The following is an 11,795-nucleotide window of genomic DNA, read 5'->3' on the forward strand; positions in this document are numbered from 1 at the left end:
CCCTCGGTGGCTCCCGGGTCTCGGGAAGTCAGATGTCGAGCACGATCCGTCCGCTCGCGCCGGCCTTCTCGGTGGCGTCCTGGGCGTCGGCCACGCTCTCGAGCGGGAAGCGCCCGGCGATCGGGTAGCGAAGGTCGCCCGCCGCGACGGCAGCGGTCAGGTCAGCAGCGGCGGCTGCGTTCGCGGGTTCCGGGAAATCGTCGTTGCTGAGGAACCGGACGGTGATGTTCTTGAACGCGGCGGGCCAGTACGGCAGCGGCGCGTCGGCGTTGCTCGTCGCGTACGTGGCGATCGAGCCGTTGTACTTCAGCACTTCGACATCGAGCGTCGCGTTGCCGGCCAGGTCCGTTTCGGCGATCCGGTCGACACCTTCCGGCGCCACGGCCCGAATGTGCTCGGCAGCATTGCCCTCGCGCACGTTGACAACGTGGTGGGCGCCTGCTTCCACCACGGCGGCGACTTGGTCGGCGTGGCGCACGGTCGCGATCACGGTGGCGCCGCCGCGGCGGGCCACGGCCAGCGCGGCCCGGCCGACTCCACCCAGGGGCGCGGTGACGAGCACGGTCAGGCCGGCGACGGGCCCGCCGGCGAACACGGCGCGGTGCCCGGTGATGCCGGGGATGCCGAGCAGGGCGCCCTGTGCCAGGTCGACCTCGTCCGGCAGCACGACGGCGTGCGCGGCGGGCACGACCGTGTACTCGGCCGCCGTGCCGAACGGCCGGTAGGACTGCGCGAGGTACACCCACACGCGTTCGCCGATGCGGGCCGGGTCGACGTCCGGGCCGACCGCGTCGATCACGCCGGCGCCATCACCGTGGGGAATCACGCGCGGGTAGGCCATGGTGGAGCCCCAGTAGCCGCGCCGCTTGCCCACGTCACCGACGTGGATGCCCGAGACGACCACGCGCACGCGGACCTCGGCCGGCCCGGGCTCGGGCACCGGCACCTCGCCCACCTGCAGCACTTCGTGGGCCGGGCCTTGCTTTTCGTAGTAAGCCGCGCGCATCGTCGCGCCGGGTCTGCCGGTCGAGCTCATGGGTGCCTCCGCTGGTCGTGGTGATCACCATGATCAGCGGAGGCGGCCCGGGCCAGCGCCCGTCAGATGACTGGGCGACCGACGGTCACCGGCCCGGGCCGGGTGGAACTAGGAGCGGAAGAACTCGAGCAGGTCGGCGTTGATCGTCTCGGCGTGCGTGGTCGGCATGCCGTGCGGGAAGCCCGGGTAGATCTTGAGCGTGCCGTTCTGCAGCAGCTTGACCGACAGCAGCGCGGCGTCCTCGTAGGGCACGACCTGGTCATCGTCGCCGTGCATGACGATGGTCGGCACGGAGATCTTCTTCAGCTGCTCGGTCTGGTCGGTCTGGGAGAAGGCCACGATGCCGTCGTAGTGGGCCTTCGCGGAGCCGGTCATGCCCTGGAGCCACCACTTCTGGATGTTGGGCTCGGACGGCTCGGCACCGGGGCGGTTGTAGCCGTAGAACGGGCCGGACGCGACGGCGCGGTAGAACTCGGACCGGTTCGCGGCCAGCTGCTTCTGGAAGTCGTCGAACACGCTCTTGGGCAGGCCGCCCGGGTTGGACTCGGTCTTCACCATCAGCGGCGGGATCGCGGACAGCAGCGCCGCCTTGGCCACGCGGGACTCGCCGTGGTTGGCGAGGTAGGCGACGACCTCGCCGCCGCCGGTGGAGTGCCCGACGTGGATGGCCTCGCGCAGGTCGAGGTGCTCGGTGACCGCGGCCAGGTCGGCGCCGTAGTGGTCGAGGTCGTGGCCCTCGGAGACCTGGGCCGAGCGGCCGTGGCCACGCCGGTCGTGGGCGATCACGCGGTAGCCCTCGTTCAGGAAGAACAGCATCTGGGTGTCCCAGTCGTCCGACGAGAGCGGCCAGCCGTGGCTGAACACGATCGGTTGACCGTCGCGGGGGCCCCAGTCCTTGAAGAAGATCTCGACACCGTCGGCGGTGGTGATCGTCGGCATGGTGTGGTCTCCGTTTCGCGCGAGCGAGGTGTCTCCTCGCTCCTGGTTACGGCGGGCCCGGCGCGGGCCCGTCCTGGTTGACGAAGCCCATCTTGCCGGGTGCTCCGGCCGCCAGTGCCCGACAGATGACTGTCGGGTGACGGTGTCACCCGCCCGGGGGGTACGGAGGTGCAGATCGGTCGCACCCGGCCGGATGTTCACCTGCCGGCTCTGGACGCTGGGCGTTTTTGTCGGTATTGGGGCGCACAATGACCGGCACCTCGTCCGCCGGCCGAAAGGACCGCCATGGCTTCGTCGCACCACCGCCTCGACTACACCGAATTCACCGTGACCGATCTCGACCGGGCCACGCGCTTCTACGGCGACGCGTTCGGCTGGGCGTTCAACGACTACGGGCCCGGGTACGCCGGCATCCGGGCCGACCCGGCCGAGCAGTACCCGGAGGTCGGCGGGTTCGTCGTCGCCGACGAGGTGACCGCGGGCGGTCCACTGTCGATTCTGTACTCGGACGACCTGGGGGCGAGTGAGGCGGCCGTCGTCGCGGCCGGCGGGACGGTCGTGGAGCCGGCGTACGCCTTCCCGGGCGGCCGGCGGTTCCACTTCCGGGATCCGGAGGGCAACGTGCTCGCCGTGTGGTCGGCGTCGTGACGCGACCGGGCCGCCTGCAGCGGGGGCGGCCCGGTCAGCCCGGCCGGCCCGGTCACGCAGGCTAATCCCATTGGTACTTCAGGAACTTCCCGTCGAGGGTCACGACCACGCGCTCGCCACCCGGGTCCTCGCGGCGGCCGACGTCGAGCTTGAAGTTGATGGCGCTCATGATGCCGTCGCCGAACTGCTCGTGGATCAGTTCCTTGATCGTGGGGCCGTAGACCTGGAGGACCTCGTAGAACCGGTAGATCGTCGGGTCGGTCGGCACGGGCGCGTCGAGCGCGCCGCGCGTCGGCTGGAGCCGCAGGGCGTTCTCGACGTCCTGGCCGAGTTCCAGGACCGCGGCGGCCTTCGCGGCCTTGTCTGCGGGGATCGGGTGCTGCCCGAGCAGTGCCGACGTCGTCCACGCCAGGGGTGCCTCGATCGCCTCGGCGAGTTCGGCCCACGTGAGTCCCAGTCGGCCCTTGGCGGCGAGCACCGCGTCGGCGGCCTGCTTTTTCGTAGTCATGCGCGAAAGCGTAAGGGCCGCATCACGCGGGGGGCCATCAATTCCGATTCAGGCGTTCACTGTCTTTCCCCTCAGCCCAGAGAAGCGATCCATCAAGCGGGAAAGCAATTCCGACCCGATCAGGCAGCGAGATTTTCACCGGCCCACCGCAGAGCGGCGACCACCCCGTCGGCTTCCGCGCCGCGATCCGCGCGCGTCAGGGCGACGGTCCGGCGCCCCGGCCAGCCCGGATCGGCCACGGCGACGGTGACCACCCCCGCGGGCACGGACCGCGCGGCGACCTCGGGCACCACGCACACGCCCAGCCCCGCCGCGACCAGGCCGAGCCGCGCGGGCCACCCGCGAACGGCGTGGCCGAGCACGGGCTCGGCGAGTGTGGGCCAGGCCCGGAACTGGGGGGCGTCACCGCCACCGACGACCCACGTCTCGCCCGCCAGCTCGGCCACCGGCACCACACCCGCACCGGCCAGCCGGTGCCCGGCGGGCACCGCGACGCACAGGCCGCCGGCCGACACCACCTCCTGGTCGAGCCCGGCGAGGTCGTAATCCGGCAGGCCGGCCCCGACGCCGATCACGGCCACGTCCAGCCGCCGGGCGCGCACCTGGCGCACCAACGTGGGTGTGGCCGCTTCGGTCAGGGCGACCTCCAGCCCCGGGTGCTCGGTCCGCAGGTGCGCCAGGGCCTGGGGAACGAGCACGGCCGTCGCCGAGGGGAAGGCGCCCAGCCGGATCCGGCCGGCGAGCCGGTCGTCGAGGCCCGCGAGGTCCTGCTCCAGCGCCCGCATCCCCGCCAGGATCCGCCCCGCGTGCTCGACCACGACGGCGCCGGCCGCGCTGAGCCGCACCCCGCGGCCCTCGCGGACGAACAGCGGCCGCCCGGCCGCCGTCTCCATCGCGGCCACCTGCCGTGAGATGGCCGGCTGCGAGTACCCGAGCAGCCGCGCCGCCGCGGTGAACGATCCGCTCAGGGCGATCTCGCGCACGGCCCGCAGGCCGGCCACCGTCAGCTCACTCATCAGTGAAGCGTATCGATCCGATCCGGAACTCTCATCCTTCGCATGGATTTTTTCCCTCCACACGAAGGTATTCAAGAAGGGAGACCCCGATTCGAGGAGGACAACCATGACGAAGACCTGGTTCGTGACCGGCGCGTCTCGCGGGATGGGCCGCGAGCTCGTGGAGCAGGTGCTGGCCCGCGGCGACCGCGTCGCGGCCACGCTGCGCCGACCCGAGCAGCTCGACGATCTCGTGGCCCGCCACGGCGAGCGGCTGTGGGTGCGCGCGCTGGACGTGACGGACACCCCGCGGCTGCGGGCCGTGGTCGACGAGGCGTTCGCCTTCCTCGGCCGCATCGACGTCGTCGTGTCCAACGCGGGCCTCGGCGTGTTCGCCACCGCCGAGGACCTGACCGACGCCCAGATCGACCGCGTGATCGCCACCAACCTGACCGGGTCGATCCAGCTCGCCCGCGCGGTGGTGCCCCACCTGCGCGCACAGGGCGGCGGGCGGCTGCTGCAGATGTCGAGCATGGGCGGGCAGCTCTCGTTCCCGGCGTTCTCGCTCTACCACGCGACGAAGTGGGGCATCGAAGGCTTCTTCGACGCGCTGGCCGACGAGGTCGCGCCGTTCGGCATCCGCACCACCCTGATCGAGCCGGGCATGGTGCGCACGGGCTTCTTCGACGCCGCCGACCGCGTCGCGGTGAGCGAGCCGTACCGCGGCGGGCCGGCCGACCGCGAGCCGATCCCGGCCGAGGAGATGACCGACAGCCAGGAGAACACGATCGCGGCCGTCGTGCGGGCGGCCGGCTCACCCAACCCGCCCCGCCGGCTCGTGCTGGGTTCGGACGCCTGGTCGCTCATGATCAAGGCCCTGCGGGAACGTCTGGCCGACGTCGAGGCACAGCGGGCCAACGCGGCCACGGCCGACGTGGGGGCGTGAGCCCGGTCAGGCGCGCGGGATCGCCGGCGAACGGCAAGAACCCCAGCCCGCCCGAATTCCGATCGGGTGACCGGATTCCCGCGTCCTGTGTGGACCCGCGACTGGTCCGCGTTCCGGAAAGTCATCGAATCATTTCCACGCGTGTTCACGCCGGCTCGGGTGGCGGCGGCCAGTACGCTCGGCACGGGATTTCCCCGTTGGACGACCCCGAGTACCGCTGAGAGGCTGGCTGCTGATGACCACTGTCGGGAAGATGCTCGTGCAGAGCCTGGCCGATCACGGCGTGTCCGCGATGTGGGGTGTGGTCGGCGACGCGCTGAACCCGATCACCGACGCGCTGCGCCAGGAGCCCCGCATCCGCTGGATCGGGGTGCGCCACGAGGAGGCCGGCGCGTTCGCCGCGGGTGCGCAGTCGCAGCTCACCGGGCGGATCGGCGTGTGCATGGGCACCGTGGGACCGGGTTCGCTGCACCTGCTCAACGGCCTGTACGACGCGAAGAAGTCGCACACCCCCGTGCTCGCGATCTGCGGCCAGGTGCCGAGCTCCGAGATGGGCAGCGACTACCACCAGGAAGTCGACAACGACGCCGTGTTCCGCGACGTGTCGGTGTTCTCCCGCACGATCACGGACCCGGCGCAGTTCCCGTACCTGCTGGAGCTGGCGGTGAACGCGGCGTACGCGCGCAACGGTGTGGCCGTGCTGACCCTGCCGGGTGACGTCGCGGGCCGCGAGCTGCCGCACGGCACGCAGGAGCCGCGGTTCGTGAGCCAGCACCCGCCGGTGACCCCGGCGGCCGAGGCGCTCGGCGAGATCGCGGCCGTGCTCAACGGCGCGGACACCGTGACCATGCTCGTGGGCTCCGGCGCCAAGACAGCCCGCGCCGAAGTGCTGGCGACGGCGGAAACCCTTGCCGCGCCGATGGTCCTGTCCCTCAAGGGCAAGGAAGCCCTCGAACGGGACAACGACTTCCAGGTCGGGCAAACCGGTCTGATCGGCAACCCCGCGGCGCAGCACGCGCTGACCCACGGCGACGTGCTGCTCATGGTGGGCACCGACTTCCCGTACCGCGACTGGTACCCGAAGGGCAAGACCGTGGTGCAGATCGACCACGAGGGCGACCGCATCGGCCGGCGCGTGCACGTGGACCACGCGCTCGTCGGCGACGCCGGCACCACGCTGGCCGCGCTGCTGCCGCTGTTGGAGGCGAAGCCTTCGCGCGAGCACCTCACCGCGTCGCGCGAGCGGTACACGCACTGGCGCGACCGCCAGCGCCACCTCGCCGAGCCCGGGTACGACTCGAGCGCCCTCGGGCGCGTGCGCAAGCACTTCGACAACACCGACCGCGCGATCCGCCCCGAGGTGCTGGCCGCCGCGATCGACCGCCACGCCGCCGCCGACGCGGTGTTCACCTCCGACACCGGCATGTCCACGGTGTGGCTCGCCCGCTTCGTCACCCTGAACGGAACCCGGCAGCTGCTCGGCTCGTACAACCTGGGCTCCATGGCCAACGCCCTGCCCCACGCCCTCGGTGCCGCCCAGCTCGACCCCACCCGCCAGACCATCGCCTTCTGCGGCGACGGCGGCCTCACCATGCTCATGGGCGAACTGCTCACCGTCGCAGCCTACGAGCTGCCGGTGAAGATCTTCGTGTTCGACAACTCCCGCCTCGGCATGGTCAAGCTGGAGCAGGAACAGGGCGGCATCCCCGAGTTCGGCACCAAGCTCAAGAACCCGGACCTCGCCGGCGTCGCCCGCGCCTGCGGCATCCACGCCGTGCGCGTCGAAGATCCCGACCAGGTCGACACCACGGTCCGCGACGCACTGGCCCACCCCGGCCCGGTCCTGCTCGACGTGGTCACCAACGCCGAGGAGATCGTGATCCCGCCGAAGCCCACGGTCAGCCAGGCCTGGGGCTTCGCGATCGCCAAGATCGAGGAGACCCTGATTTCGGCGCACGACGTGGACGGGAAGGCGTAGCCGCGGCCGACCAGTTCGTGGGAAGGCTTGTCGGGCCCCGCGGGGCTTCCTATAGTGCGTCAGACGTCTGACGTCTTTGGGAGGCTCACGGTGAAGGATCTGCGGTCGTTTCTCGCGGAGGTGATCTCGGCCGGCGCGGGCGAGGTCAAGCACGTGTCGAAGCAGGTGGATCCGCGGTTCGGGGTCACCGCCTACGGTGCGTGGTACGACAAGCGCGGCGACTACCCGGCGTTGCTGTTCACCGACGTCGCGGGCAGTGAGCTGCCGTGCCTGACCAACCTGGTCGCCACGCACGAACGGATGGCGCTGGCCCTGGGCGTCGACACGGAGACGCTCACGCGCTCGTCGGTGGCGGGCCAGGGGCGGGCGCCGCACCCGCCGGTGCCGTTCGAGGGTGCCGCGCCGGTACAGGAGGTGGTGTGGCGCGGTGCCGACGCCGACCTCACCCGTCTGCCGATCCCGACCCACAACGAGCTCGACGGCGGCCCCTTCCTGACCGCGGCCGTCGGTGTGACGCGTGACCCGGACACGGGTGCCGTGAACGCCGGCATCTACCGCCACCACATCTACGGTCCGCGGCGCCTCGGTGTCTGGTTCTTCGGCTCCCACGACGGCGGCACCATCCACCGCCGCTACGCCGAGCGCGGCGAGCCGACGCCCATCGCGCTCGTGATCGGGCACCACCCCGCGTTCCTCATGGGGGCCGTCTCGCGCGTGCCGGGCATCGGCGGCGAGTACGACGCCGCCGGGGCCTACCTCGGCGAGTCGGTGCAGACCGTGCCCGCGGTGACGTCGGGCATCCCGGTGCCGGCGCACGCCGAGATCGTGATCGAGGGCCACATCCTGCCCGACGAGCTGGAAGAAGAGGGCCCCTTCGCGGAGTGGCCCGGGCACTACGTCGGCGGCGGCCGCAAGCCCGTGATCGAGGTCGACGCCATCACCATGCGCCGCGACGCCATCTTCCAGGACATCCAGGCCTCCGGCCGCGAGCACCGGCTCATGGGTGCGCTGCCGCGGATCGCCAGCATCCACGAGACCGTGCAGCAGAAGGTGCCGGGCCTGCAGGCGGTCAACATCCCGCTGCACGCCCGCATGCACTGCTACCTCTCGATCCGCAAGACCTCGGACACCGACCCCACCCGCGCCGCCTTCGCCGCGCTCAACACCGAACCCGAGAACCTGCGCGCCATCGTCATCGTCGACGACGACATCGACGTCTACGACGAACGCGAGGTCGCCTGGGCCATCGGCACCCGCTTCGACGCCTCTCAGGACCTGCAGATCATCCCCCGCTGGAACGGCCCCGGCGGCCTCCTGCCCACCAACTGGTCCTACGACGAATCCGGCGGCCGCACCCCGCAGCGGTCGTCGGCCGTGATCGTGGACGCGACGAAACCCGCACCCCCGGTGGTGTTCCCGGCTCGGGCCCGAGTGCCGGAGGACGCGATGGACGCCGTGGACGTCGACGCGGTGGAAACGATCACGGACGCTTCGCGGCTGCCTGGGTTGTCTTGACCTTGTGGACTCAGCTGGGGGCTGGCTCGGTGCAGCTGTGCGGTCATGGCCGCGCCGAGCCGCTTCTGCCGGCAAACCGGCGCACTCCGCGGCCCACCCACCTACTCGGGCGGACGAGCCGCCGGTGTGCCCGCTCGCACCTGAACGTCCTGTGTGGACCCAAGTCAGAGCGGCTCGGCGCAGCTGCGCAGTGACGTCTTCGCCGAGCCGCTCCGCCAGACCGTCGAGCAGCTCGCCGATGTGTGCCACCTGGTCGGGCGAGGGGCGGGTGAACGCGCTGCTGTCGGCGCGCCAGGCGGCCAGGTCGCGCCACGCTTCGTCCGCCAGGGGTTCCTCGGGACTACCGAGGAGCCAGAGGTCGACGGCGAGACGCGACCAGCGGCTCGACGCGCGCAGCAGCGCGACGGCGCCGCGGCGGACGTGCGGCGGACGGTCGGGCCGGGCGAGGTCCAGCAGGTACGGGCGGTCGGCGGGGCCGAGCCGGCCGGCCACCAGAGCCACGGCCTCGCGGGCCACGCAGGGCGAGGGGTCCGCGAGGAGGGCGCGGCCGTACTCGGCGGCGCGTGGGTCGGTCGGGCTCGCCAGCAGCCGGCGCAGTCCGCGGATTGCGGCGGCGCGGGCGCGGGGTTGCCCGGCATGCAGCTGCGAACGCAGGAGGTCGACGTCGTCGATGGTGCCGGTCTCGCCGAGGCCGGCCACCGTCGCGCGGGTGACCGTGCCCGCCCGTAGCGCGGCGCGGTAGTGAGCCGCTGGGTCGTCACCCGCGTGCCGCACGAGGGCTTGTGCCATGGATCGCACCAGCGAAGAATTCTCCGCCAGCCGGCCGCGGGCGGCCTCGGTGCCGAGCCGCTGCAACGCCCGTGCTCGCACTCGCGGCGGGCCGCCGTCGAGCAGCGGGCAGACGAAGCGCGGGTCGCCGTGGTCGAGCACCAGGTGGCCGCAGCGGGTGCGGATCACGGCGTCGCGGTCGTGCACCGCGATCTCCGTCAGCCGTTCATCCGACAGGACGCCGGCGCGGATGGCCGATTCGTGGACGCCGCGCCGGGTTCGGAGGTCGGGGGTGCGCAACGCGGCGTCGAGCAGGTCGGCCGATCGAAGCATCGGTTGCAGGAGCAGCTCTTCCACCCGGTCGTCCACGGCACGGCGGGTCAGCGCGATCACCAGCGGCAGCAGGGTCGCCCGATCCGCCCGGGCCCACCGGTCCAGCACCGCCGCACGCGCGATCGCCCGCACCTGCGGCACCCAGTCCACGAAGCGCACCAGCAGCAGCGACAGCGCCTCCGGTCCCTCACTGCGGCACAGCCGGCGCACGGCTCGCTCGCGAACGCGCCCCTCGGGGTGGCACACCGCCTCCACCAGCTCGACCCGGCCCAGCGACGCCCGCCGCGACAAAGCCCGCCGGTGGCGGGCGTCGTAGTGGCCGGACGACCGCCGCAGGGAAAGGTCGAACGCGAGCCACTCGCCCGCGGTCAGTGCGGCGAGGTCCGCTTCCGGCACCATCGGGCCATCCTGCCGGTCGCGAACGGGGCGGCGCCGGCGAATTCAGGGGCTCACAACCCGCCCAGGTGTTCGGTCAGCACGGCGCTCAGGTGCAGGATCGCGGAGATCGAGCGGTCGAGCCGTTCGGCGTCCACTGTGGACTTCACCATGCTCACCGACAGGGCGCCCACCGGCTGGCCGCCACGGCCGGCGACGGCGGCGCCGACGCACATCATGCCGGGCGCGGTCTCCTCGTCGTCGATCGCGTAGCCGCGGGAGCGGGTGTGGGTGAGCTCGCTGCGCAGCTGGGGCATGCGGGAAATGCTGTGCGGTGTCAGGGTTTCGAAGCGGCCGTCGGCGTAGCGGCGGGCGATCTCGTCGTCGGTGAGGGAGGCGAGCAGTGCTTTGCCGCCGGCCGTGCAGTGGGCGGGCAGCCGCAGGCCGATTTCGTACGACATCGCGAGGGTACGCAGGCCCGGGCGGGTCTCGACGTAGACGACGTGACGTCCGTCCAGCAGCGACAGCACGATCGTGTCCTCGGGCAGCAGCCCGAGCTCCTGGTCGACGCGCCGGAACTCCAGCACGAAACCCGATTTCGCGAGGTACGCCCGCCCGAGCGGCACGACCTTCCACCCGAGCCGATACTGCCCGGCGGGCGTGCGCGTGAGCAGGCCGGTGGTGACGAGCGTGGTGCACACGGCGAGACAGCTGCTCTTGGGCGCGCCGACGGTCCGCGCGAGCTCGCTCAGCGACAGCCCGTCGGGGGCGGCGGCGAGCGCGTCGAGCACGTACGCGGCACGGGCGACCGAGGGCACCGGCAGCCCGGACGGAGACGGCGAACTGGACATCGCGGGCGATTCTGTCATCGACGCAGCCGCCGGGCGAGGACAATCACCGCGACGACCGCCGCCACGACCGGGACCACACGTTTCGCGACCGGAACGGCGATCGCACGCAGCAAAACGGCGGCCGCGGCGCGGGTGGCCGGGGCTGCGGCGTCGCGAGGACGCACGGTGGTGTGTCTGTGCCGGTTCACCTCGGCTGATTCAGCGTCGCGTCGGCGCACAGCGGTGTCTCCGTCGCCGTTGGACTGGGCATCAGCCCGTGAGGCAGCGACCTCGCGATGGGCCGCGGCGCCCACCGGGTTCGAATCGGCAGCACCGGAAAGCACCGCCGGAGAGCCGCCGGCAGGTTCATCGTCCGGCCAGTCCTGCGCCGCCAAGTCCACGACCGTAACTGCCGAGCCCGTCCCCACCACCGCCTCGGCAGCGGGTGAACCCGCCCGAACCGCAGCCGGCCGCGATCGCGACCCGGACACCTCCTCCGCCGGCGCCCGCGCGAACTCGGCCGCCAGCCGCCCGGTCACCTCCCCCAGCACCCCGCGCCCGAACTGCGCCCGCCGCCCCGTCAGGGCGAGGTCCGTGGCCAGGTCCACGCGCGTGCCCCCCGGCGCGGGCGCCAGGCGCAGCGCGACCGTCGCCGACACCGATCCCCGGCCGCGCGCCTCGCGCCCGGACGCCACCACGACCACAACCCCCGCGCCTTCAGCTCGGGAACGGAACTGAGCGAGACCCGAGCGCTCGGCGGGGATCGGCCCGACCTTCACGCGCAGGCCGCCGCGAACGTCGTCGCCGTCGACCTCTCGCAGGTGCACGCCGGGCGGGCACGGCGCCACGCGCCGAGGGTCGGTGAGCACTGCCCACGCCTGCGCGGGCGGCAGGCCCACGGTGAAACTGTTCTCCAGCCGCACG

11 protein-coding genes are annotated in these 11,795 nt (G+C 72.3%); 5 read left to right on the forward strand and 6 right to left on the reverse strand.

Annotation, left to right across the window (positions count from 1 at the left end; genetic code table 11):
- Positions 1-28 precede the first annotated feature (28 nt).
- Together ACWEOE_RS29885 and ACWEOE_RS29890 are read right to left on the reverse strand one after the other, a co-directional pair.
- Positions 29-1,036 (reverse strand): NADPH:quinone reductase, encoded by a 1,008-nt coding sequence (locus tag ACWEOE_RS29885; protein ID WP_452014950.1) that lies wholly within the window; start codon positions 1,034-1,036, stop codon positions 29-31.
- A 108-nt stretch (positions 1,037-1,144) separates the two neighbouring features.
- Entirely contained in the window at positions 1,145-1,975 is an 831-nt protein-coding gene (locus ACWEOE_RS29890; protein WP_452014952.1) for an alpha/beta fold hydrolase, read from the reverse strand.
- Between the two features lie 285 nt (positions 1,976-2,260).
- Between ACWEOE_RS29890 and ACWEOE_RS29895 the strand changes: the two genes are divergently transcribed.
- Positions 2,261-2,623: a VOC family protein gene (locus ACWEOE_RS29895; RefSeq protein ID WP_452014954.1), complete on the forward strand. Its 363-nt coding sequence runs from the start codon at positions 2,261-2,263 to the stop codon at positions 2,621-2,623.
- A gap of 61 nt (positions 2,624-2,684) precedes the next feature.
- On the opposite strand, the gene cynS is transcribed toward ACWEOE_RS29895, so the two are convergent.
- Both cynS and ACWEOE_RS29905 read right to left on the reverse strand, forming a co-directional pair.
- Positions 2,685-3,131 (reverse strand): cyanase, encoded by a 447-nt coding sequence (gene cynS / locus ACWEOE_RS29900; RefSeq protein ID WP_452014956.1) that lies wholly within the window; start codon positions 3,129-3,131, stop codon positions 2,685-2,687.
- A gap of 119 nt (positions 3,132-3,250) precedes the next feature.
- Positions 3,251-4,147 carry a LysR family transcriptional regulator gene (locus ACWEOE_RS29905; protein ID WP_452014958.1) on the reverse strand — a complete coding sequence of 299 codons (897 nt, stop codon included), beginning with the start codon at positions 4,145-4,147 and terminating at the stop codon, positions 3,251-3,253.
- A gap of 106 nt (positions 4,148-4,253) precedes the next feature.
- Here ACWEOE_RS29905 and ACWEOE_RS29910 point away from each other — a divergent pair, with 106 nt between their 5' ends.
- The 4 genes from ACWEOE_RS29910 (at position 4,254) to ACWEOE_RS29925 (ending at position 9,294) form a co-directional block, all read left to right on the forward strand.
- Positions 4,254-5,072 (forward strand): SDR family oxidoreductase, encoded by an 819-nt coding sequence (locus tag ACWEOE_RS29910; RefSeq protein WP_452014960.1) that lies wholly within the window; start codon positions 4,254-4,256, stop codon positions 5,070-5,072.
- 235 nt (positions 5,073-5,307) lie between these two features.
- Positions 5,308-7,050 (forward strand): thiamine pyrophosphate-dependent enzyme, encoded by a 1,743-nt coding sequence (locus tag ACWEOE_RS29915; protein ID WP_452014962.1) that lies wholly within the window; start codon positions 5,308-5,310, stop codon positions 7,048-7,050.
- A gap of 90 nt (positions 7,051-7,140) precedes the next feature.
- Entirely contained in the window at positions 7,141-8,565 is a 1,425-nt protein-coding gene (locus tag ACWEOE_RS29920) for a UbiD family decarboxylase (RefSeq protein WP_452014964.1), read from the forward strand.
- A 153-nt stretch (positions 8,566-8,718) separates the two neighbouring features.
- Positions 8,719-9,294 carry a hypothetical protein gene (locus ACWEOE_RS29925; protein WP_452014966.1) on the forward strand — a complete coding sequence of 192 codons (576 nt, stop codon included), beginning with the start codon at positions 8,719-8,721 and terminating at the stop codon, positions 9,292-9,294.
- A gap of 821 nt (positions 9,295-10,115) precedes the next feature.
- On the opposite strand, the gene ACWEOE_RS29930 is transcribed toward ACWEOE_RS29925, so the two are convergent.
- Positions 10,116-10,892 (reverse strand): IclR family transcriptional regulator, encoded by a 777-nt coding sequence (locus ACWEOE_RS29930; RefSeq protein ID WP_452014968.1) that lies wholly within the window; start codon positions 10,890-10,892, stop codon positions 10,116-10,118.
- 14 nt (positions 10,893-10,906) lie between these two features.
- Complete coding sequence (locus tag ACWEOE_RS29935) at positions 10,907-11,794, reverse strand: SRPBCC family protein (RefSeq protein ID WP_452014970.1); 888 nt, start codon at positions 11,792-11,794, stop codon at positions 10,907-10,909.
- Position 11,795: the final 1 nt, after the last annotated feature.

This window comes from Amycolatopsis sp. NPDC004368 (assembly GCF_053602515.1).

Excerpts from the sequence above, each read along its gene's own strand:
- ACWEOE_RS29885 (WP_452014950.1), bottom strand. The coding sequence starts at position 1,036 with ATGAGCTCGACCGGCAGACCCGGCGCGACGATGCGCGCGGCTTACTAC.
- ACWEOE_RS29890 (WP_452014952.1), bottom strand. The coding sequence starts at position 1,975 with ATGCCGACGATCACCACCGCCGACGGTGTCGAGATCTTCTTCAAGGAC.
- ACWEOE_RS29895 (WP_452014954.1), top strand. The coding sequence starts at position 2,261 with ATGGCTTCGTCGCACCACCGCCTCGACTACACCGAATTCACCGTGACC.
- cynS (WP_452014956.1), bottom strand. The coding sequence starts at position 3,131 with ATGACTACGAAAAAGCAGGCCGCCGACGCGGTGCTCGCCGCCAAGGGC.
- ACWEOE_RS29905 (WP_452014958.1), bottom strand. The coding sequence starts at position 4,147 with ATGAGTGAGCTGACGGTGGCCGGCCTGCGGGCCGTGCGCGAGATCGCC.
- ACWEOE_RS29910 (WP_452014960.1), top strand. The coding sequence starts at position 4,254 with ATGACGAAGACCTGGTTCGTGACCGGCGCGTCTCGCGGGATGGGCCGC.
- ACWEOE_RS29915 (WP_452014962.1), top strand. The coding sequence starts at position 5,308 with ATGACCACTGTCGGGAAGATGCTCGTGCAGAGCCTGGCCGATCACGGC.
- ACWEOE_RS29930 (WP_452014968.1), bottom strand. The coding sequence starts at position 10,892 with ATGTCCAGTTCGCCGTCTCCGTCCGGGCTGCCGGTGCCCTCGGTCGCC.